24 protein-coding genes are annotated in these 20,407 nt (G+C 67.9%); 9 read left to right on the forward strand and 15 right to left on the reverse strand.

The genetic code is table 11. From position 1 onward, the window contains the following. Window positions 1-3: 3 nt before the first annotated feature. From AC0QTQ_RS14695 to AC0QTQ_RS14705, 3 genes are all read right to left on the reverse strand, one after another. A complete protein-coding gene (locus AC0QTQ_RS14695; RefSeq protein ID WP_480257189.1) occupies window positions 4-1,341 on the reverse strand; it encodes an 8-oxoguanine deaminase in 1,338 nt (445 codons plus the stop codon). Between the two features lie 106 nt (window positions 1,342-1,447). Further along, a complete protein-coding gene (locus AC0QTQ_RS14700) occupies window positions 1,448-2,269 on the reverse strand; it encodes an inositol monophosphatase family protein (protein WP_480257190.1) in 822 nt (273 codons plus the stop codon). Between the two features lie 77 nt (window positions 2,270-2,346). Continuing rightward, a complete protein-coding gene (locus tag AC0QTQ_RS14705) occupies window positions 2,347-2,715 on the reverse strand; it encodes a helix-turn-helix domain-containing protein (protein WP_121532801.1) in 369 nt (122 codons plus the stop codon). A 366-nt stretch (window positions 2,716-3,081) separates the two neighbouring features. Between AC0QTQ_RS14705 and AC0QTQ_RS14710 the strand changes: the two genes are divergently transcribed. Then, window positions 3,082-4,068, forward strand: coding sequence for an NADPH:quinone oxidoreductase family protein (locus tag AC0QTQ_RS14710; protein ID WP_480257192.1), 987 nt, complete (start codon window positions 3,082-3,084; stop codon window positions 4,066-4,068). Here AC0QTQ_RS14710 and AC0QTQ_RS14715 read toward each other — a convergent pair. After that, the gene (locus AC0QTQ_RS14715) at window positions 4,041-4,907 is read right to left on the reverse strand and encodes a LysR family transcriptional regulator (protein ID WP_480257194.1); all 867 of its coding nucleotides are present in this window, start codon (window positions 4,905-4,907) and stop codon (window positions 4,041-4,043) included. The genes AC0QTQ_RS14710 and AC0QTQ_RS14715 overlap by 28 nt on opposite strands. 112 nt (window positions 4,908-5,019) lie before the next feature. Here AC0QTQ_RS14715 and AC0QTQ_RS14720 point away from each other — a divergent pair, with 112 nt between their 5' ends. After that, complete coding sequence (locus AC0QTQ_RS14720; protein ID WP_121532797.1) at window positions 5,020-5,241, forward strand: DUF1127 domain-containing protein; 222 nt, start codon at window positions 5,020-5,022, stop codon at window positions 5,239-5,241. A gap of 145 nt (window positions 5,242-5,386) precedes the next feature. Then, entirely contained in the window at window positions 5,387-6,106 is a 720-nt protein-coding gene (locus AC0QTQ_RS14725; protein ID WP_480257195.1) for a Bax inhibitor-1/YccA family protein, read from the forward strand. A 69-nt stretch (window positions 6,107-6,175) separates the two neighbouring features. Here AC0QTQ_RS14725 and AC0QTQ_RS14730 read toward each other — a convergent pair whose 3' ends face one another. Together AC0QTQ_RS14730 and AC0QTQ_RS14735 are read right to left on the reverse strand one after the other, a co-directional pair. Beyond that, window positions 6,176-7,162, reverse strand: a complete 987-nt coding sequence (locus AC0QTQ_RS14730) for a type I glyceraldehyde-3-phosphate dehydrogenase (protein WP_480257196.1) — start codon at window positions 7,160-7,162, stop codon at window positions 6,176-6,178. 87 nt (window positions 7,163-7,249) lie between these two features. Then, window positions 7,250-8,242 carry an MDR family oxidoreductase gene (locus AC0QTQ_RS14735; protein ID WP_480257197.1) on the reverse strand — a complete coding sequence of 331 codons (993 nt, stop codon included), beginning with the start codon at window positions 8,240-8,242 and terminating at the stop codon, window positions 7,250-7,252. 167 nt (window positions 8,243-8,409) lie between these two features. On the opposite strand from AC0QTQ_RS14735, the gene pth reads away from it, so the two are divergent. Beyond that, window positions 8,410-9,120 carry an aminoacyl-tRNA hydrolase gene (pth, locus tag AC0QTQ_RS14740; protein WP_480257198.1) on the forward strand — a complete coding sequence of 237 codons (711 nt, stop codon included), beginning with the start codon at window positions 8,410-8,412 and terminating at the stop codon, window positions 9,118-9,120. A 6-nt stretch (window positions 9,121-9,126) separates the two neighbouring features. On the opposite strand, the gene AC0QTQ_RS14745 is transcribed toward pth, so the two are convergent. Genes AC0QTQ_RS14745 through AC0QTQ_RS14755 form a run of 3 tightly spaced genes read right to left on the reverse strand, consistent with a single transcriptional unit; the run spans window position 9,127 to window position 11,965 of the window. After that, window positions 9,127-9,555, reverse strand: coding sequence for a VOC family protein (locus AC0QTQ_RS14745; RefSeq protein WP_480257199.1), 429 nt, complete (start codon window positions 9,553-9,555; stop codon window positions 9,127-9,129). A gap of 50 nt (window positions 9,556-9,605) precedes the next feature. Further along, window positions 9,606-11,039, reverse strand: a complete 1,434-nt coding sequence (locus AC0QTQ_RS14750; protein ID WP_480257200.1) for a hypothetical protein — start codon at window positions 11,037-11,039, stop codon at window positions 9,606-9,608. A gap of 5 nt (window positions 11,040-11,044) precedes the next feature. Further along, the gene (locus AC0QTQ_RS14755; protein WP_480257201.1) at window positions 11,045-11,965 is read right to left on the reverse strand and encodes a HupA family protein; all 921 of its coding nucleotides are present in this window, start codon (window positions 11,963-11,965) and stop codon (window positions 11,045-11,047) included. Window positions 11,966-12,193: 228 nt separating this feature from the next. Between AC0QTQ_RS14755 and thyX the strand changes: the two genes are divergently transcribed. From thyX to AC0QTQ_RS14770, 3 genes are read left to right on the forward strand one after another with little or no spacing between them, the layout of a single operon-like run. Beyond that, complete coding sequence (gene thyX, locus AC0QTQ_RS14760; RefSeq protein WP_480257202.1) at window positions 12,194-13,108, forward strand: FAD-dependent thymidylate synthase; 915 nt, start codon at window positions 12,194-12,196, stop codon at window positions 13,106-13,108. After that, complete coding sequence (locus tag AC0QTQ_RS14765) at window positions 13,105-14,148, forward strand: type I restriction endonuclease (RefSeq protein ID WP_480257203.1); 1,044 nt, start codon at window positions 13,105-13,107, stop codon at window positions 14,146-14,148. The genes thyX and AC0QTQ_RS14765 overlap by 4 nt, the downstream gene beginning before the upstream one ends. Window positions 14,149-14,152: 4 nt before the next feature. Beyond that, window positions 14,153-14,581 carry a DUF1810 domain-containing protein gene (locus AC0QTQ_RS14770; RefSeq protein ID WP_480257204.1) on the forward strand — a complete coding sequence of 143 codons (429 nt, stop codon included), beginning with the start codon at window positions 14,153-14,155 and terminating at the stop codon, window positions 14,579-14,581. Here the strand turns inward: AC0QTQ_RS14770 and AC0QTQ_RS14775 are convergent. Further along, the gene (locus AC0QTQ_RS14775) at window positions 14,556-15,389 is read right to left on the reverse strand and encodes an alpha/beta fold hydrolase (protein ID WP_480257205.1); all 834 of its coding nucleotides are present in this window, start codon (window positions 15,387-15,389) and stop codon (window positions 14,556-14,558) included. The genes AC0QTQ_RS14770 and AC0QTQ_RS14775 overlap by 26 nt on opposite strands. Before the next feature lie 60 nt (window positions 15,390-15,449). On the opposite strand from AC0QTQ_RS14775, the gene AC0QTQ_RS14780 reads away from it, so the two are divergent. Continuing rightward, window positions 15,450-16,052, forward strand: coding sequence for a hypothetical protein (locus AC0QTQ_RS14780; RefSeq protein ID WP_121532775.1), 603 nt, complete (start codon window positions 15,450-15,452; stop codon window positions 16,050-16,052). A gap of 55 nt (window positions 16,053-16,107) precedes the next feature. On the opposite strand, the gene AC0QTQ_RS14785 is transcribed toward AC0QTQ_RS14780, so the two are convergent. Genes AC0QTQ_RS14785 through fabA form a run of 3 tightly spaced genes read right to left on the reverse strand, consistent with a single transcriptional unit; the run spans window position 16,108 to window position 18,676 of the window. Then, on the reverse strand, window positions 16,108-16,896 hold the full coding sequence (locus AC0QTQ_RS14785) for an enoyl-ACP reductase FabI (RefSeq protein ID WP_121532773.1): 789 nt from the start codon (window positions 16,894-16,896) through the stop codon (window positions 16,108-16,110). Between the two features lie 16 nt (window positions 16,897-16,912). Continuing rightward, window positions 16,913-18,142, reverse strand: a complete 1,230-nt coding sequence (gene fabB, locus AC0QTQ_RS14790; RefSeq protein WP_121532771.1) for a beta-ketoacyl-ACP synthase I — start codon at window positions 18,140-18,142, stop codon at window positions 16,913-16,915. A gap of 24 nt (window positions 18,143-18,166) precedes the next feature. Further along, entirely contained in the window at window positions 18,167-18,676 is a 510-nt protein-coding gene (gene fabA, locus AC0QTQ_RS14795) for a bifunctional 3-hydroxydecanoyl-ACP dehydratase/trans-2-decenoyl-ACP isomerase (protein WP_128149306.1), read from the reverse strand. Between the two features lie 172 nt (window positions 18,677-18,848). Between fabA and irrA the strand changes: the two genes are divergently transcribed. Continuing rightward, the gene (irrA, locus tag AC0QTQ_RS14800) at window positions 18,849-19,277 is read left to right on the forward strand and encodes an iron response transcriptional regulator IrrA (RefSeq protein WP_480257206.1); all 429 of its coding nucleotides are present in this window, start codon (window positions 18,849-18,851) and stop codon (window positions 19,275-19,277) included. A gap of 6 nt (window positions 19,278-19,283) precedes the next feature. On the opposite strand, the gene AC0QTQ_RS14805 is transcribed toward irrA, so the two are convergent. Together AC0QTQ_RS14805 and efp are read right to left on the reverse strand one after the other, a co-directional pair. Further along, a complete protein-coding gene (locus AC0QTQ_RS14805; RefSeq protein WP_480257207.1) occupies window positions 19,284-19,736 on the reverse strand; it encodes an N-acetyltransferase family protein in 453 nt (150 codons plus the stop codon). A 66-nt stretch (window positions 19,737-19,802) separates the two neighbouring features. Then, entirely contained in the window at window positions 19,803-20,372 is a 570-nt protein-coding gene (efp, locus tag AC0QTQ_RS14810) for an elongation factor P (RefSeq protein ID WP_128149303.1), read from the reverse strand. Window positions 20,373-20,407: the final 35 nt, after the last annotated feature.

The following is a 20,407-nucleotide window of genomic DNA, read 5'->3' on the forward strand; positions in this document are numbered from 1 at the left end:
GCCTCAGCCCGCCAGCGCGCGGGCAAGGCGGGTCTGCTCCTCGATCACCCGCGGCAGGTCGATGGTGGTCAGCCGGCCGTCACGCACCACCTGCCGGCCCTCGACGAAGAGGTGCCTGACCCGCGGCGGCCCCGCGAGAAGCAGCGCCGCGACCGGGTCCCAGGCGCCGGCCGCCTCGAGCCCCGAGACATCCCAGACCGCGATATCGGCGCGCAGCCCGGGCGCCAGACTGCCGCAATCGTCGCGGCCCAAAACCTGCGCACCGCCGAGCGTCGCGATCTCCAGCGCCTCGCGCACCGACATCGCATCGGCGCCGTTCTGCACGCGCTGCAGCAGCATCGCCTGCCGCGCCTCGCCGATCAGGTTGCCGGCATCGTTGCTCGCCGAGCCGTCGACTCCCAGCCCGACCCGCACGCCCGCGTCGCGCATCGCCCGCACCGGCGCGATGCCCGAGCCGAGCCGGCAGTTCGAACAGGGGCAATGCGCGACACCCGTGCGGCTGCGCGCGAACAGGTCGATCTCGGCCGTATCGAGCTTGACGCAATGCGCGTGCCAGACGTCATCGCCGGTCCAGCCCAGATCCTCGGCATATTGCCCGGGCCTACAGCCGAACTGCGCCAGCGAATAGGCGATGTCCTCGTCATTCTCGGCCAGATGGGTGTGCAGCATCACCCCCTTGTCGCGCGCCAGAAGCGCCGCATCCCGCATCAGCCCGCGCGAGACCGAGAAGGGCGAGCACGGCGCCACCCCCACCCGCACCATCGCCCCCGGGCGCGGGTCGTGGAAGGCGTCGATGACGCGGATGCAGTCGTTCAGGATCGCCTCCTCGCGCTCGACCAGACTGTCGGGCGGCAACCCGCCCGCGCTCTCGCCGATCGACATCGCGCCCCGCGTCGGGTGAAAGCGCAGCCCGATCTCACCCGCCGCGGCAATCGTGTCCTCGAGCCGCGCACCGTTCGGGAAGAGATAAAGGTGATCCGAGGTCAGCGTGCAGCCGCTCAGCGCAAGTTCGGCCAGCCCGGTCAGCGCCGAGACCCGGATCTCCTCCGGCCCCATCTTCGCCCAGATCGGATAGAGCGTGGTCAGCCAGCCGAAGAGCAGCGCATCCTGCCCGCCCGGTACCGCCCGCGTCAGGCTCTGGTAAAGGTGGTGATGGGTGTTCACGAGACCGGGCGTCACCACGCAGCCGCGTGCCGAGACCACCTCGCCCGCGCTGCCCAGCCCCTCGCCCACCGCGGCGATGACCCCGCCGCGGACCAGCACATCGGCGCCCTTCAGCTCGCGGCGCGCGCCGTCCATGGTGACGACGACCTCTGCGCCGCGGATCACGATCTCACGCATGCTCCCTCCCCCTTCCAATTGCCTCAAATATCCTCGGGGGGTGAATTTCGCGCAAGCGAAAGAGGGGGCGGAAGGCCCCCTCGCCCGGTCCCGGCCGGTGGTCCGCTCAGGCGTTGAGCACCGCCATCGCGGCGGCATGGATCTCGGCATTCGCCGCGGCCAGCACGCGGCCGCCGCGCCAGGCGGGGCCGCCTTCCCAGTCGGTGACGACGCCGCCTGCGGCCTCGATCACCGCGATCGGCGCGCCGACGTCATAGGGCTGCAGCCCGGCTTCGACGACCAGGTCGATCTGCCCCGCCGCGATCAGCGCATAGGCGTAGCAATCGGTGCCATAGCGGGTCAGCTTCACCTCGCGCGACAGGCGGGCGAAGGCCGCGCCCTCCTCGGCGGTGCCGACCTCGGGGAAGGTCGAGAACAGGATCGCATCGGACAGCTTGCGCGGCGCGCGCACGGCAAGCTCGGCGCGCCCCAGCGGACCGGTCACCTGCGCCGCACCGAAACCGCCGACGAAGCGCTCGCCGATATAGGGCTGATCGATCACCCCCAGCAGCGGCTGGCCCGGCCCCTCGGCGGTCTCCTCGGAGAGCGCGACCAGCACCCCCCAGGTCGGCGTGCCCGACATGTAGCCGCGGGTGCCGTCGATCGGGTCAAGCACCCAGGTCAGCCCGCTCTCGCCGCGCACGACGCCATATTCCTCGCCATAGATGCCGTCCTGCGGCCGCCGCGCGGCGAGGATCTCGCGCATCGCCCGCTCGGCGGCGCGGTCGGCCACGGTCACCGGGTCGAAGCGCTCGGTTTCCTTGGTCTCGGCGGCAAGCCCGCCCGCGGTGCGGAAATGGCGCAGGCTCTCGCGCCGGGCGGCATCGGCCAGCGCCTCGGCGGTGGCGATCAGATCGGCGGTTTCGGTGGACGACAGTTGCGGCGACATGGCACCCCTCCAAATGACAAGGGGAGCGGTAACCGCCCCCCTGCATCGGGTCAACCCCGCGGTTCCGCCGGCGGCTTTCAGGCCGCGTCGGACAGCACCTTCGCCAGCTCGAACAGGCGGCGGCGCTGCGCCTCGGGGATGGCGTAATAGGAGCGCACCAGCGCAAGCGCTTCCTTGTCGGCCATCAGGTCGGCTGCCGGAGCGGCCGCACCGGTCACCGGCGCCTCGCCGGCAAGACCCTCGAAGAAGAAGGAGACGGGCACCTCGAGCGCGTCGGCGATGTCCCAAAGACGGGAGGCCGACACGCGGTTCATCCCGGTTTCATATTTCTGAATCTGCTGAAATTTAATACCGACCTTGTCGGCCAGTTGCTGCTGGGTCATGCCGATCATCCAACGACGATGGCGGATGCGCTTGCCCACGTGGACATCAACCGGGTGTGTCATTCAATCGTCCTCAAGCCACTTTATTTTCTCTGGATATCACGGCTCAAAGCGGGGAATCCGGCGCAAAACCGCAAACCTATCCAAAAAGACAGGTCTCGTCGGCACCCCGCCGCAAGCCGACTTGTCCTTTTGGTCAGGTTCAAAGAAATCAGCCCAAGGGCGCAGTCGAGAAACTGATTTCGCGTTCAGCGTGTTTTGCATTTTGCAATGCAATTTGCAAATTCCCCCGGGGAAATTGTCCCAGCCTGCAACGCGGTTGATTCGTCGTTCCGACGAAGGGCGGTCTGGTCGGCTCCGCCTCCCGCCGCTATCCTGCCACCGATTTCGGCCGGCCCACCCGGCCCGACCAAGCGACCCGAGGAGACGATGCGCGCCATCCTGCTGAGCGAGACGAAGACCGCCCCGACCCTGACCGAGCTGCCCCTGCCCGCCCCGGGTCCGGGCGAGCTTTCCGTCGCGATCGCCGCCTGCGGGCTCAACTTCGCCGATCTGCTGATGATCGAGGGGAAATATCAGGACACCCCCGCCTGCCCCTTCGTGATGGGAATGGAACTGGCCGGCACCGTCACCGCGGCCGGTCCGGGCACGACGATCGCGCCCGGCACCCGGGTTGCGGTGTTCTCAGGCCAGGGCGGGCTGGCCGAGGCCGGCGTCTTTCCCGAGACGCGCTGCACCCCCCTGCCCGAGGCGATGAGCTTCGAGGCGGCGGCGGCGTTCCAGATCGCCTATGGCACCTCGCATGTCGCGCTGTCGACCCGCGCGCGGCTCGCGCCGGGCGAGACGCTCGTGGTGCTGGGCGCGGCCGGCGGCGTCGGGCTGACCGCGGTCGAGATCGGCAAGCGGATGGGGGCGCGGGTGATCGCGCTTGCCCGTGGGCCGGAAAAGCTGGCCGTGGCGCAGGCCGCGGGCGCCGATGTGCTGATCGACAGCGAGACGCCCGATCTCAAGGCCGCGCTGAAGGCCGCGGGCGGGGCCGATGTCGTCTATGACGCGCTTGGCGGGGCCGCGGGCGAGGCCGCCTTTGCCGCGCTGAAGCCGGGCGGGCGGTTCCTGGTGATCGGCTTTGCCGCGGGCGAGCCGCCCATGCTGAAGCTGAACCACGCGCTGGTGAAGAACCTCGAGATCCACGGTCTCTACTGGGGCGGCTATCTCACGCTCGATCCGAAGGTGCTGACCACGTCGATGGCCACGCTCTTCGGCTGGTTCGCCGAGGGCGGGCTGACGCCGCATATCTCGGCCCGCTTCCCGCTCGAGCAGACCGCCGAGGCGCTCGAGATGCTGCGCACGCGGCGCTCGACCGGCAAGGTGGTGGTGCTGACCGCGCCTCAGGCGGCGACGGCCGAGGGGCGGTAGGCGCGCACGATCTCGGCGCGCAGCGCATCGGCGATCGCGCCCCGGGCGCGGCCGCCATCATACAGACAGATGCAGGACCGGCCGAGATCGGGCAGCCCGGCCTCGGGGCCGAGCTCCATGCAGCCGGGCGGGTAATAGCCCTCGAGCCGCACCGAAACCCCCAGCCCCGCGGCGACGGTCGCATCAACCACCTGTTCGCTGTCGCCCTCCATCGCATTGCGCCAGGCGATGCCCGCCCCGTCAAGCGCGGCAATCGCGATCGGGCGGAAGGCGCAGATCTCGGCGAAGGCGATGCGCAGCGGCCGCTCGTGCTCGGCGCGCAGCCCCGGCGCGCCCAGCCAGACGAGGCGGCGCTCGTCAAGCACCTCGCCCCCCGGCCCCGGTGCGGTTTCCGTAGTCAGGATCAGGTCGAGATCGCCCGCCTCGTGCCGCACCCGCAGCTCGCGGCTGGCATGGGTGGTCAGGGTGATGCGCAGCCGCGGCGCCTGCACCGCCATCAGCCGCAAGATCGCCGGAATCTGCGGCGCCACGATGTCGGGCGGCACGCCGAGGCGGATCTCCTCGACCTCCTCGGTCAGGCCAAGCGCCTCGAGCGCCTCGTCGTTCAGCGCCAGCATCCGGCGCGCATAGGTGACCAGGCATTGCCCCTCGACCGTGGGCTCGAGCCGACGCGCGCGGCGGTTGAAGAGCGCGACGCCCAACGCCTCCTCGAGCCGGCGGATCTGCATCGAGACCGCCGATTGCGTCAGATTGAGCAGTGCGGCCGCACGGGTCACCGAACCGGCTTCGGTGACAACCAGCACGGCGCGCAGCGCGGCAAGGTCAAGGTTGCGGGGCATCATCACGATCCTTGATAGTAACCCGCACAATCTTTCGTTATGCTGATGGATACGTCAAGATGTATCAACTTTCGTGAAGATCAGGACACCGAGTTCACGAAAGGAGACGGAAATGATCCGCACCCTGCGCCTTTTCGCCCCGCTGCGCCGGTCGCGCAGCCTGCTTGCAACGCTGCTCGGCTGGCAGAGCCTGCGCCGCAGCCGGCGTGCGCTGACTTTCCTCGATCCGCGGCTGATGGCCGATGCCGGCATCGACCCGCGCGAGGCGATGCAGGAGACCGAGCGGCCGTTCTGGGATGCGCCGGCACATTGGTTCGACCGGCCCGGCCACTGAGCCGATCCCGGCCCCCGCTCCCGCCATCGTGTTTCTGCGCCTGCATTTTCCGGCCGGAAAGCGCTTGAAATGCGCCGCCCCGCTTCCAATATCGGGGCGGAAAGCGGCTTCAGGGGCCGCCAAAGGGACATGCACGGAGGTTTTCATGGCTGAGTTCGACACGATGCGCAAGGCCGCGGCGGGCCAGCGCTCCGCCTATATCGACGAGGGTCTGCGCACCCATATGAACAAGGTCTACGGGCTGATGTCGGTGGCGATGCTGATCACCGGCGCGGTCGCCTGGGGCGTGGGCTCGAACCCGCAGCTCGTCGCCGCGATCTTCGGCACCGGGCTGAAATGGGTGGTGATGCTCGCCCCGCTCGCGGTGGTCTTCGCCTTCGGCGCGATGATCAACAAGATGAGCACCTCGACCGCGCAGATGGTCTTTCTGGGCTATTCGGCGCTGATGGGGCTCTCGATCAGCTTCATCTTCGCCGCCTATACCGGCATCTCGGTCGCGCAGACCTTCCTTGTCACCGCGATCTCCTTCGCCGGTCTGTCGCTCTACGGTTACACCACCAAGCGCGACCTGTCGGCGATGGGGTCGTTCCTGATGATGGGCCTGATCGGTCTGATCGTCGCCTCGCTGCTCAACCTCTTCATCGCGTCGAGCGCGCTGCAGTTCGCGATCTCTGTGATCGGCGTGCTGATCTTCGCCGGGCTGACCGCCTATGACACGCAGAACATCAAGAACACCTATCTGCAGCTCGCAGCCTCGGACCATGATTTCGTCGGCAAGGCCGCGATCCTCGGCGCGCTGCAGCTCTACCTCGACTTCCTGAACCTGTTCATGTTCCTGCTGCAGTTCATGGGCGACCGCCGCTAACCGGCGCAGGACATCCAGACATGCGAAAGCCCCGCCATTGGCGGGGCTTTTTGCTGTGTGGGGGACGGGTCAGGCCATCCGGCAGGTCACGTCGAGCATCCGGTTCGAGAAGCCCCATTCGTTGTCATACCAGCCGAAGACGCGCAGCATCCCGCCCGCGGTGCGCTTCGTCTCGGGACAGGCCATGACCACGCTTTCGGGCCGCGCCCGCAGGTCGGTGCTGACGAGCGGCAGGTCGGTCGCGCCGATCACGCCCCCCGCGGCGCGGAAGGCGGCGTTCACCGCCTCGATCGTCGCCGGCCGCTCGGTGACGAGCGCCAGATCGACCGCCGAGACCGAGGCCGTGGGCACCCGCACCGCCTGCGCGATGACATGGCCCGCCAGATGCGGCAGCACCTCGTCGACAAGCCGCCCGGCCGAGGTCGTCGTCGGCACCATCGACAGCGCCGCGGCGCGCGAGCGGGCGAAATCGGCCGCCGGCGCGTCAACGGTGGGCTGGCTGCCGGTGTAGCAATGCACCGTGGTCATCGAGCCGGTGACCACGCCCCACTCCCGGTCGATCAGCCGCAGCAGCGGCGCGAGCGCATTGGTGGTGCAGCTGGCGTTCGACACGATGCGCTGCGCGCCGAGCTTCTCCTCGTTCGCGCCCAGAACCACGGTCAGCTCGGCCGCCTTCGAGGGGCCCGAGATCAGCACCCGCCGCGCCCCGGCCGCAAGGCCGCGGCCGGCGATCTCGGCGGTGTCGGCGCGACCGGTGCATTCCATCACCACGTCGACGCCCGACAGGTCGAGCCGGCTGAGGTCGGGCTCGTGATGCAGCGGGATCGCCACGCCGTCGATCACCAGCGCCGCGCCGTCAAGCCGTGCCTCGCCCGGCCAGGGGCCGAAGACCGAGTCCCAGGCGAAGAGATAGGCGCTGATCTCGGCCTTGGCGATGTCGTTGATGCCGACGATCTCGAGCCCGGGCCAGCGCCCGCCGCCCTTCGCCCGCTCGCGCATCAGCGCCCGCAGCACCGAGCGCCCGATCCGACCAAACCCGTTGATGAAGACCTTCATATCCGCCCTCCGGTCCGTGTCCGGCCTGCTTACGCCCGCCGCAGGCGGACCGGAAGGGCCGCGATTGCGCGGGTTACAATCGCACGGTCATTTGAGCACGATCACGGTGCGGCCGCGGGTCTCGCCGGCGACGATGCGGCGGGCAAGCTCGGGCAGATCCGAGAACGGCGCGGTGGTGGTCAGGCTGGCAAGCTTGGCCCGGTCGAGATGGGCGTCGAGGAACTCCCACGCGCGGCGGCGCTTCTCCTGCGGCGCCATCACGGAATCGACGCCCAGAAGCGCCACGCCGCGCAGGATATGCGGCATGACCGAGGCCGGCAGATCGGCACCGCCCGCAAGACCGCAGGCCGCAACCGCGCCGCCATAGACGGTCTGCGCCAGCACATTCGCCAGCGTCGTGCTGCCCACGGTATCGACCGCGCCCGACCAGCGCTCGGCCTGCAGCATCTTGCCCGGCGTGGCGAGGTCCGCGCGGTCGACGAAACCCGTCGCGCCAAGCCCCGCCAGGAAGTCGTGCTGCTCGGGCCGGCCGGTCGCCGCGGTGACGGCATAGCCGCGCGCCGCCAGAAGCGCGATCGCCACGGTGCCGACGCCGCCCGCCGCGCCGGTGACCAGCACCTCGCCCGCGCCGGGCCGGATCACACCCCAGTCCTCGAGCGCCAGCACGCACAGCGCCGCGGTGTAGCCCGCCGTGCCGATCGCCATCGCCTCTTCGGCCGTGAAGCCCGCGGGCAGCCGCGTCAGCTGGCCAGGTTTCAGCCGCTGGAACCGGCTGTAGCCGCCCCATTCGGTCTCGGACAGCCCCCAGCCGTTCACCACCACCCGGTCCCCCGGCCCCCAGTCGGGCGCGCGGCTTTCGACCACCGTGCCGGCAAGGTCGATCCCCGCCACCATCGGCAGGCGCCGCGCGATCCGGCCCTTGCCGCTGACCGCGAGCCCGTCCTTGTAGTTCAGGCTCGAGTGGCTGATCTCGACCAGCACGTCGTTGTCGGGCAGATCGGCGAGGGTCAGTTCCTCGAACCCCGCCTTCGGCTTGCCCTCGTGATCGCGGATCACCATCGCGGTGAAATGCTCGCCCATCCTTGCGTCCTCCTCCTGCCCGGCCGCTCCGGCCCGGTCCCTCCACGGCAGAATGGACCCGGCCGGGGGGCAACCGCAAGGCGAAGGATCCGCCGCGCGCGCCCTGCCCCCGGCGGGGCTGGAACGCGGCGCGCGCGCGGGCTAGAAGGCGCGAAAGGAGAACGCGCATGAAGCTTTGGGTCGGGCTCGGCAATCCGGGCGAGAAATACGCCGGCAACCGGCACAACATCGGCTTCATGGCCGTCGACCGGATCGCCGCGGACCACGGCTTCGGGCCCTGGCGCAAGGGCTATCACGGCCAGGTCAGCGAGGGGCGCTTCGGCTCGAACCGGGTGATCTTGCTGAAACCCGAGACCTACATGAACGACTCGGGCCGCTCGGTGCGGGCGGCGGCGGATTTCTACAAGATCCCGCCCGAGGAGATCACCGTCTTCCACGACGAGCTCGACCTCGCCCCCGGCAAGTGCCGGCTCAAGCACGGCGGCGGGCACGCCGGGCACAACGGGCTGCGCTCGATTCACGCCCACTTGGGCGAGGCCTATGGCCGGGTGCGGCTTGGCATCGGCCATCCGGGCGACAAGGCGCGGGTGGCGAATTACGTGCTGGCCGATTTCGCCAAGGCGGAACAGGCGTGGCTCGACGACCTGTTGCGCGGGATCTCGGACGGGGCGCCGGCGCTGGCCGCGGGCGACGAGAGCCGCTTCCTGAACGCGGTGTCGCTGCGCACCGCGCCGCCGCGCAGCTCGGCCGGAACGAAGGCCCCGAAGACCGAGGGCGCGGCCACCGCGAAACCCGCAGCCGAAGCGGCACGGGAGGCGGCGCCCGGGGAAGACACCCGCACGCCGCTGGAAAAGCTTGCCGACCGCTTCAGGCGGTGAGCCGGGTCACCAGTGCCCGGTGTTGGGCATGCTGAGCCAGGGCTCGGCCGGCGCCTTCGCCGCGCCGATCTGCAACAGCTCGATCGAGATGTTGTCGGGCGAGCGCACGAAGGCCATGTGACCATCGCGCGGCGGGCGGTTGATCGTCACCCCGGCCGCCTGCAGCTTCTCGCACATCGCATAGATGTCCTCGACGCCATAGGCGAGATGGCCGAAATGGCGGCTGTCGGAGGGCAGAGCGGCGTCGCCGTCCCAGTTCCAGGTCAGCTCGACCGGGCAGTCTTCCTGCCCCTCGGGCGCCATGAAGACGAGGGTGAAGCGGCCGCCCTCGTTGTCGATCCGGCGCGTTTCCTTCAGGCCCAGAAGCTCGAAGAAGGCCATGCTCTTTTCAAGGTCGAGCACCCGGACCATGGTGTGCAGATAACGGATTTTCATGTCTCACCTCCTGTCGCGCCGAAGCTAAGGCGCGGCGCCCGCCTGTCCAGTCAGAATGCCGAGCGCCAGCCAAGCGCCACCGACACCTCGCTGCGGGTGAAGCGGCTGACGTTGCTCGTCACCCCAAGCGCCTGCAGCTTCAGCTCGGGGGTGAAGGCGGCATAGCCGATCTTCGGCGACCACAGGCCCAGCTCGGCCCAGGCCATGTCATCCTGCCGCCCGCCCGCCGGCCGCATCCCGGCGATCGAGTAATCGGGATAGACCGTCGTCGCCAGCCCCGCCCCAAGGCTCAGATGCACCGGGCCGAGGGTCCAGCCCGGCTCGTAGCTGACCGAGCCCGACACCGCCCAGGACCGGGCCATCGCGCTCGAGCTGTCCAGCTCGCTCGCCGAGACCCCGAAGCCGAGCGTGCCGCCGGCGAGCCCGCGGCTCATGCCGAAGTTGAGCGCGCGCAGGAAATCGTCCCGCGACGAGTCGACCCACTCGCGCCGCTCGAACGAGGCCCCGAAGCTCAGCGTGGCGCCCTGCCCCAGGCTGCGCATCAGGTCGGCGCGCAGCTGACCGTAATCGTAATTCGGCCGTCCGCCCTGCCAGGACCGGCCGAGCTCGAGCTGACCGCGGCCGGTCAGATCGGCCGAGAGGCGCCGGGCATGAACCAGCATCATGCCAAGCGCTGCCGAGGAGAATTCGGAATTGTGGATCTCGACCGGATCGGGCGCGGGTGTTCCCGGCAGATAGGGCGGCACCATCTGCGGCCGCCCGGCAAGCTCGACCGCGCGGGCATAGGCCACGGCGCCAAGGCGGGTCTCGCTTGCCGCATCGCGCGCAAGGCGATAGCTGACATCGGCATTCAGCGTGGCGGCGACCCCGCGCAGCGCCATCGCATCGCCGCTGAGCCAGCCCACCGCGTCATAGCCATCGATGACATTGGTGCGCCCGTCGGCGCCGCCATTGACGTTGTCGGACGGCTTGATGCCGAAGCGCAACCGCCCGTCCCAGGGGTTGTCGGCGCGCAGGTGGCGGAAATCCTCGACCGCCACGGCGCGGTGTCTCGCGTCCGGTGCATACTGGATGGTGTGGCGCGCCCAGTATTGCGCCGCGAACCAGCGCCGGTCGGCAAGCGCGACCTGCGCGGCCAGGCGCGCGGCCTCGTAATGCTGACGCGCCGTTTCGGCACTGTCAAAGCTCGCCCGCGCGGCACGGCGCGCGGTCTCGGTATTGCCCGCCCGGAAGGTGATCTGACCGACGATGAAATGCGCGAGCGGGTTCTTCGGATCGCGCAGCAACAGCACTTCGGCCAGCTGCAGCGCCTCGGCCGTGCGCCCCGCCGCGGCAAGCTGCGACGCCGCAACCTCGAGCTGCGGGATCGTCGCCTGATCGACCGGAACCCGGGCCTGCGGGGCCTGCGCCGCGGCGCTTGCGGCAAGGACCGCGACAAACAGCCCGGCCAGAAGGCCGGGCCGCAGGATCGCACGCTGCCCCATCGCGGTCAGCGCGTCGCGGTCTGCGAGCAGACACCACCCGGATCGTTCGGGCCGCCGCAGCGCGACAGCACGAAGACGCCATGTTCCTGCTCGTCGGCAACGTCACGGATGACCTCGGTCAGGTGCACCAGCCCCGCCACCGAATTCGCCCCGCGCCCGCCGAAGACGCCGCCATAGGTGCCGACCGCCGCCTTGTCGGAATCTTCCGCGCTGCCTTCGAAGGTGCCGTTCTCGGCGATGTCGGTCGCCACGAGGATCACATCGCTCAGCGCCGTGTTGGTGTCCACCACCATCCGGTTGTAGATCGAGCCGTTGACGCTGTTGTCGGCAAAGTTCGCGTTCAGGAAGATGTTGCCCGACACGCGCGCCGACTGCGCCGGCAGCAGCGACGCGTCGGTGCCCGGCTCGGTCGGCAGAAGCACGCTCGTCGGGGAGTCCTGCGAGATGCCGCCGTTCAGCAACCCGGCATAGTTGCCGGCATAGGACACCTGACCGGCCCCCGGCCCGGTGCCGATCTCGGGCCGCTCGAAGGCGCCCTTGCGGGTGTAGACGCCGCCGGCGAAATACTTGTTGAACTGCCCGCCATCCGCCACCGTCGTCGCCGACACCGAACCGTCGGGCGACTGCGCCGCAAGCGCGATGAACAGCCGGTCGAGCGCGTCTTCCTGCACCGAATAGGCCTGATAGCCCGCCACGTCGAGCGCGGCGGTGCGGCGATACTGCACCGTCGCCGGCGTCGAATCGAGCGAGGCGATCTGCACGCTCAGGGTCTGGGCCGCGGGGTCATAGGCGATGGCATTCACGTTCACCCGCAGATCGGCGGGGATATCGGCGGCCGAGGTGATCGACCCGTTGCCCGTGCTGCCGCCATCCGTTCCGCCGCCCGCCGGACCGACAACGGCCGCCCCGCCACAAGCCGAAATCATGAGAACTGCCGAAAGCGGCAAAACGAGCCTGAACATTATGGTATCTTTCTTTGAGCCTGCCTCGCCGCGAAGCGTGCCCAAGCCCTCCCGGAAAGTCAATTCTTGCACACGTTTGCGCGTGTCCGGCCCCCTCGCCGTGGCCCCCCGGAAACACCCGCATCATGTCGCGGTTCCGCGCACCCGCCCCTCCAGATATAGTGCGAACCGAATCTATCCCCGGAGGACCCCATGCCGCTCACCCCCGAACAGGAAGCCGAGATCGCCGCACAGCGCGCCACCGCCTCCCCCACCCTGCGCGCCACCGCCCCGGGGATGGAGGCGCATCTCTATACCGCGCATCCGGTGCTCGACCACGGCCTCGTGCGGGTGATCGACTACATGGGCGACGACGCGGCGATCTGTCAGGCGGCGCGCGTGAGTTACGGCCGCGGCACCAAGGCGGTCAGCGACGACCGCGGCCTGATCCGCTATCTGATGCGGCACTGGCACTCGACGCCGTTCGAGATGTGCGAGGTCAAGTTCCACGTCAAGCTGCCGGTCTTCGTCGCCCGGCAATGGATCCGCCACCGCACCGCCAACGTGAACGAATATTCGGCGCGCTATTCGATCCTCGACCGCGAGTTCTACATCCCCGCGCCCGAGAACCTTGCCGCGCAGTCCACCGTGAACAACCAGGGCCGCGGTCAGGTGCTGGAAGGAGCCGAGGCCGCGCGCGTGCTCGACCTGCTGCGCGAGGACGCGATGCGCAGCTATGACCATTACGAGGACATGCTGACCCCCGACGCCGAGGCGGGCAAGCTGGGCCTCGCGCGCGAGCTTGCGCGGATGAACCTGCCGGCGAACATCTACACGCAGTGGTACTGGAAGATAGACCTGCACAACCTCTTCCACTTCCTGCGCCTGCGCGCCGATACCCATGCGCAATACGAAATCCGGGTCTATGCCGAGACGATGTGCGCGATCGTCAAGGACTGGGTCCCCGCCGCCTACGAGGCCTTCGAGGATTACCGTCTGGGCGGGGAGACCCTGTCGGGCAAGGCGGTCGAGGTGCTGAAAAGAAGGCTTGCCGGAGAGGCCGTGACGCAGGAGACTTCCGGCATGAGCAAGGGCGAATGGCGGGAATTCATAGGGATTTGGGGATGACCGGAATTGACGTTGCGTTAAAAGGACTTTCAGAACGTATCCGCCAGCATGCGGCGACCATCATAACCGAGGAAGCGGTGAAGACGTCTGTCGTCTTGCCGTTTCTTCAGTCCCTCGGATACGATGTTTTCAATCCGGCAGAAGTCATTCCAGAATTCACCGCCGATGCCGTCGGCAAGAAAGGTGAAAAGGTTGACTACGCCATTCGGCTGAACAATGAGGTTCGCATTCTCATCGAGTGCAAACCTCTTGACGCCAAGCTGGAGCGAAAGCATCTGGCGCAGCTTTTCCGCTACTTCACCGTCACCAACGCCCGCTTCGCAATCCTTACGAACGGGCAAGTGTATGAATTTTATACAGATCTTGATGAGCCAAACAAGCTCGACAACAAGCCGTTCTTCACCTTCGACCTTCTCGATGTGAATTCAAGCTCGGTAACAGAACTTCGCAAGTTTGAAAAATCTGCCTTCGACGTGGACAAGATCCTGCTGAATGCAGGTCGCCTGAAATACGTCTCGAGCGTCAAACGTTTTCTCAGCGCACAATTTGAGGAACCCTCGCAAGAGTTTCTCAAACTCATTGCGTCGGAGGTCTACGACGGGCGGATCACGGCACAGGTGCGGGACGCAATCGGCGCGGCGACCAAGATCGCGTTCCGTGAAATCGTTCGGGAATCCGTGCAGGCGAAACTCTCCTCTGCGTTGGAAACCACCCAGCACACCGAACACCCGGAGGAAGAGGCTTCGGCAGAGGATATCGTCACCACTCAGGATGAAATTGAAGGGATGCTGACGATCCGGGCAATCGTCCGAGATATTATATCGGCCGAACGTGTCGGACTCCGGGACGCCAAAACCTATTGTGCCGTGCTGGTCGACAACAACAACCGAAAACCCCTTGCCCGGCTGCATTTCAACCGCAAGCAATGGTATTTGAGCCTCTTCGACACCGAAGAAGAAGAGCGGATCGCCATTGGCTCGCTCACTGATATTTACCAGTTCTCCGAACGACTGCGGAGCCGGGCCAAACAGCTCGGTTGAGCCCATGCCCGACCGCTTCCACGCCCCGCAATCCCGTGACCTGCCCATTGCCCTGCGCGAACTCCGCGCGGGGCGGAAGCTGACGCACTGGATCTGGTGGATCTTTCCGCAACTCGCCGCCCTCGGCCGCTCGCAGCGCGCGATCGACTTTGGCATCCGCGATCTCGACGAAGCGCGCGCCTATCTAGCCGACCCCACCTTGCGCGCGAACCTGATCACGGCGGCCGAGGCGGTGCTCACCCACCCCGACACGCCGATCGTGGACATCATGGGCCCCGTCGACGCGCTGAAGCTGCGCTCCTGCGCGACGCTCTTCGAGGCGGCCTCGGAGGGGCGCGAGCCGGTCTTCGCGCGCCTCCTCGACACGTTCTATGCCGGTGAGCGCTGCCCGCTCACCCGCGCCGCGATCACAGCCGCGCCACCCAATCCCTGAGCACCGCGACCGCCTCGGGCTCGTCGAGGAAGGGGATATGGGCGCGGCCCGGCACCTCGGCAAACAGCATGTCGGGGCGGCGGCGGCGCATCTCGGCCGCGGCCCCCGCGCCCAGCAGGTCGGAATTCGCGCCGCGGATCAGCGCAAGCGGCAGCCCCTCGCAGGCGTCGAACAGCGGCCAGGCCTCGGGCACGCTGCCATCGGTCGGGAAGGCCGAGACGAAGGCGTCGCGCAGCGCCGGGTCATAGTTGATCGTCACCCCCGCGGGCGTCTCGAGGTAATGGCGCTCGACCTCCTCGCGCCAGCGGCCTGCCGGCACGCCCTCGAACCCCGCCATCACCGAAGGCAGCTTTGCCGCCAGCTCGCGGAAGGTCTGCGCCACCGGATTGCGGCCGATATAGGCGAAGATCTTCATCAGCCCGTCCTTCTCCAGCGCCGGGCCGACGTCGTTCAGGCACAGCCCGGTGACACGCGGCCTGGCGACGGCGGCCAGATACATGCCGATCAGCCCGCCGCGCGAAGTGCCGAGGATCGCCGCCGAGGCCAGCCCGAGATGGTCGAGCAGCGCCAGCGCATCCGCCCCCTCGCGCGGCACGGTATAGGTGGCGGCGCCGGTCCAGGCGCTGTCGCCGCGGCCGCGGTAATCCATCCGGATCACCCGGCAGCCCGCCAGCGCCGGCATCGCATAGTCGAAGTCGCGCCCGGTGCGGGTGAGCCCCGCCAGCGCCAGCACCGCCGGCCCCTCGCCCTCGTCGCGATAGGCGATCCGCGCCCCGTCATCGGCGGTAAAGAACTGAACTTCGGTCATGTTTTCCCTCTTGGCACCGGCCCCTGCCCCGCTACCTTAGCGACAAAGAAGGAGAAGACCATGCCCGAGACGCTGGAAAAGATGCAGGCGCGCCTCGCGGAGCTCGAGGCGCAGATCGAGGCGGAATGGGAAAACCGGCGCGAACGGCTGAATTACCACCTCGACCGCGGGCGGGTGGTCTTTGGCGAGGGCGTGCGCGAGGCGCATCGCCATGCACGCGTCAACCTGTGGCTGTTCCTGCGCCGCACCCGGCCGCTGGTCGTGCTGACCGCGCCGCTGATCTATGCGGTGGTGATCCCCTTCGCGCTGCTCGACCTCTTCGTGACGATCTATCAGACGATCTGCTTTCCGGTCTACGGCATCCAGAAGGTGCGCCGGCGCGACCATGTGGTGATCGACCGCCATCACCTTGCCTATCTGAACGGAATCCAGAAGCTGAACTGCATGTATTGCAGCTATGGCAACGGCGTCATCGCCTATGTCCGCGAGGTGGCGGCGCGGACCGAGAAATACTGGTGCCCGATCAAGCACGCGCGGCGGATGAAGGGCGCGCATGGCTATTACGGCGAGTTCTGCGACTTCGGCGATGCCGAGGCGTTCCAGAAGGAAACGCCGCGGCTGCGGCGCGAGCTGCGCGAGGTCGAGCCGCCAGCGAAGGACTGAGCCGCAACGAAGAGGGGCCCCGAAGGGCCCCTTGCATCCTGTGCCGCGATGCAGATCAGAGGTTGTCGGGCTGCGGCATGCCAAGGACGTGATAGCCGCAATCGACCATCACGATATCGCCGGTCGAGCACGCGCCATAGTCCGAGCACAGCCAGACCGCGGTGCCGCCCACGGCCTCGAGCGTCGCGTTCTGCCGCAGCGGGCTGTTCGCCTCGGTGTGGCGGAAGGTCTTGCGCGCACCGCCGATCGCGGCGCCGGCCAGGGTCTTCATCGGGCCGGGCGAGATCGCGTTGACCCGGATCCCCTGCGGGCCGAGGTCGTTCGCCAGATAGCGCATCGAGGATTCGAGCGCCGCCTTCGCCACGCCCATCACGTTGTAGAACGGCGTCACCCGGTTCGAACCGCCATAGGTCAGCGTCACCAGCGAGCCGCCCTCGGGCATCAGCTCGGCGGCGCGGCGCGCCACGTCGATGAAGCTGAACACCGAGATGCACATCGAGTTCTTGAAGTTCTCGCGGCTGGTGTTGATGAACCGCCCGGTCAGCTCGTGCTTGTCGGAATAGGCGATGGCATGGATCAGGAAATCGATCGTGCCCCATTCCTCCTTCAGCCGCGCGAAGGCGGCATCGAGGCTCGCGTCGTCGTTCACATCGACATCGACGAGCAACGTCGAGCCGACGGAAGCCGCCAGAGGCTCCACCCGCTTGCCGAAGGCCTCGCCCTGATAGGAAAAGGCAAGCTCCGCCCCTTCCGCCGCCAGCGCCGACGCGATGCCCCAGGCGATCGAGCGGTCGTTCGCGACCCCCATCACCAGGCCGCGCTTGCCCTTCATCAAGTCTGCCATGTCCTGCCTGTCCCGTTCAGTCCTGATATTTGCTCATCACCAGAGTCGCGTTGGTGCCGCCGAAGCCGAAGCTGTTCGACAGGACCGAGTCGAACTCCACGTTCTCGCGCAGAGAGGTGGCAATTTCCTCGGGCCGGATCGCCGGGTCAAGCTGGGTGACGTTGGCCGAGGCGGTGATGAAGCCACCCTGCATCATCAGAAGGCAATAGATCGCCTCGTGCACACCGGTCGCGCCCAGGCTGTGGCCGGTGAGCGACTTGGTCGAGGAGACCGGCGGCACCGCCCCCTCGCCGAAGACGCGGCGCACGGCCTCGATCTCGGTGACGTCGCCCGCGGAGGTCGAAGTGCCATGCGCGTTGATGTAGCTGACCTGCCGGCCTTCGGGCAGGGTGCTCAGCGCAAGCCGCATCGAGCGCTCGCCGCCCTCGCCCGAGGGCGCAACCATGTCGTAGCCGTCCGAGGTGGCGCCATAGCCGGTGACCTCGGCATAGATCTTGGCACCGCGCGCCTTCGCGTGTTCGAGCTCCTCGAGCACCACGATGCCGCCGCCGCCGGCGATGACGAAGCCGTCGCGGGTCGCGTCGAAGGGACGGCTCGCGGTCTCGGGCGTGTCGTTGTATTTCGAGCTCATCGCCCCCATCGCGTCGAACAGGCAGCTGAGCGTCCAGTGCAGCTCCTCGCCGCCGCCGGCGAAGACGATGTCCTGCTTGCCCATCTGGATCAGCTCGGTGCCGTTGCCGATGCAATGCGCCGAGGTCGAGCAGGCCGAGGTGATCGAATAGTTCACGCCCTTGATCTTGTAGGGCGTGGCCAGACAGGCCGAGGCGGTCGAGGACATGCAGCGCGTCACCATGAACGGCCCCATGCGCTTCGGCGCGCCCTTGGTGATGACGGTCTGGTGCGCCTCGAAGAAGTTCGAGGTCGAGGGCCCGCCCGAACCGACGATCAGCCCGGTGCGCGGGTTCGACACGTCGCTCTCTTCAAGCCCGGCATCGGCGATCGCCTGCTCCATCGACAGGAAGGCATAGGCGGCGCCCGGCCCCATGAAGCGCAGGTTGCGCTTGTCGATGTGATCCTCAAGCGTGATCTTCGGCTCGCCCTTGACCTGGCTGCGGAAGCCGTGCTCGGCGTAATCGGGCGCGAAGACGATGCCCGAGCGGCCGGCCTTCAGGCTGGCGGTGACTTCGTCGGCGGAATTGCCGATCGGCGAGACGATGCCCAGACCGGTGATGACGACGCGGCGCATGGTGGCCTCCTCAATGTTCGGGGGTCAGCTCTCGGAGAGCGCGACCTTCATGTCCTTGACGATGTAGATCACTTCGCCATCGGCCTCGACGATCCCGTCGGCGACGCCCATGGTCAGCCGGCGCGTCTGCAGCGCCTTGGTGAAATCGACCTTGTAGGTCAGCATCTTGCGGTCCGGGCGCACCATGCCGGTGAGCTTGACCTCGCCGACGCCGAGCGCATAGCCCCGCCCCTGCCAGCCACGCCAGCCGAGGTTGAAGCCGGTCAGCTGCCACAGCCCGTCAAGGCCGAGGCAGCCGGGCATGATCGGGTTGCCGGGGAAATGGCAGTCGAAGAACCACAGGTCCGGGGTGATGTCGAATTCGGCGACGACATGGCCCTTGCCATGCAGCCCGCCATCGGCCGAGATCTCGGTGATGCGGTCCATCATCAGCATCGGCGGCGCCGGCAGCTGGGCATTGCCCGGCCCGAACAGCTCGCCGCGCGCGCATTTCAGCAGATCCTCTTTCCCGAAGCTTGTCGGAAAGCCAGCCATCGGCACGTATCCCCCCAGTGGTTTGCCCCTCCCCTCTATCACCCGCGCAGGCGCACGTGCAAGGGCCGCCCCCGCCGCAGGCGCAGCCATTGCAGCCCCCGCGCCCCCTGTCGCGGGGCGATTGTCCATTGAAAGCTTCGGCTTTCATGAAATATAGATGGGGCTGGGAGACATGACCGTGACAACGATGCTTGCACATGAGCGGGGTCAGCGCTGGCTGACCGAGGGCGGATTGCGCCCGACGCGGCAGCGGCTTTCGCTGGCGTCCTTGCTTGTGGGCGACGGGATGAACCGCCATGTCACCGCCGAAAGCCTCTATGCCGCGGCGCTCCAGGCGGGCGAGAAAGTGTCGCTCGCCACCGTCTACAACACGCTGCGCGCCTTTTGCGACGCCGGGATCATGCACGAGATCACCGTCGACGGCACGCGCAGCTATTTCGACACCCGGATCGACGATCACCCGCATTTCTTCTGGGAAGACGAGAACCGCCTGTCGGATGCCGCGCCCGAGGAACTGGAGATCGCGCGCCTGCCCGAGGCGCCCGCCGGCACCGAGATCAGCCGCGTCGATGTGGTGATCCGGCTGCGCCGCAAGGGCTGAGCCCGCTCACCCAGCAGGCATCCAGGCGTAATGCACGACCGGATGGCCGCGCTCCGGATGCCGCCCCTCTCGCGTCAGCATCAGCCCGGCCCGCTCGTAGAACGCGCGTGCGGCGTCATTCTGCGCCCAGGTGTAGAGTGTGAACCCTCCGGGCATCCGCCGCTTTGCCAGATCGAGGAGTTGCCGGCCAAGCCCCCGCCCGATCCGGTCCGGCCGCACGAAGATCTCCTCGAGCACGCCGCGCGCGGGGGCGAGCGCCAGGAAGGCGACGATCTCACCCGCCGCCTCGGTCACCGTCACCTCGGGCCAGAGCGTGCCGAGCGCCGCCCCGACCCGATCGCGCAGAAACGCGGGTGAGGGCAGGTTCGGCGCCCCGCCGTGGCCCGCGCTTGCGTGCCAGATCCGGGCGATGGCGTCAGCGTCCGCCGGACGGGCCGGGCGCAGAAGGATATGTTCCATGGAAGCCTCCGGAAAACGCGAAAGGCGCCCCGAAGGGCGCCTTTCAAACCGGGTCGGGGCGGAGGATCACTCCTTCGCACGCTCGACGTAGGAGTTGTCGGTGGTGTTGATGATGATCTTGGTGCCGACGCCGATATGCGGGGGCACCATCACGCGGATGCCGCCGGTACAGGTCGCGGGCTTGTAGGAAGACGAGGCGGTCTGGCCCTTGACCACCGGCTCGGTGTCCTCGACCTCGACGGTGACCTTCTGCGGCAGCTCGATCGACAGCGCCACGCCCTCGTGGGTCAGCATCCACACCCGGATGCCGTCGCGCAGGTGGACCTTGGCGTCGCCCACGACATCCTCGCTCACCGCGATCTGGTCGTAGGTTTCGGGGTTCATGAAGTGATAGCCTTCGCCGTCCTCGTAGAGGAAGTCATACTCGGCCTCGTCGACATGCGCCTTCTCGACGCTGTCCACGGTGCGCCAGCGCTCCGACACCTTCACCCCATCCGAGATGCGGCGCATTTCGACCTGGGTCACCGAGTTGCCCTTGCCCGGGTGAACGTTTTCGGCGGTGAGCACGATGTAGAGAACACCGTCCATATCGAGGACGTTGCCCTTGCGGATCGAGGAGGCGATGACTTTGGCCATGATTGCGGTCCCTGGTTGTAGAAGGCAGGCTCTGG

It is taken from the genome of Paenirhodobacter sp. YD-8, assembly GCF_056590935.1.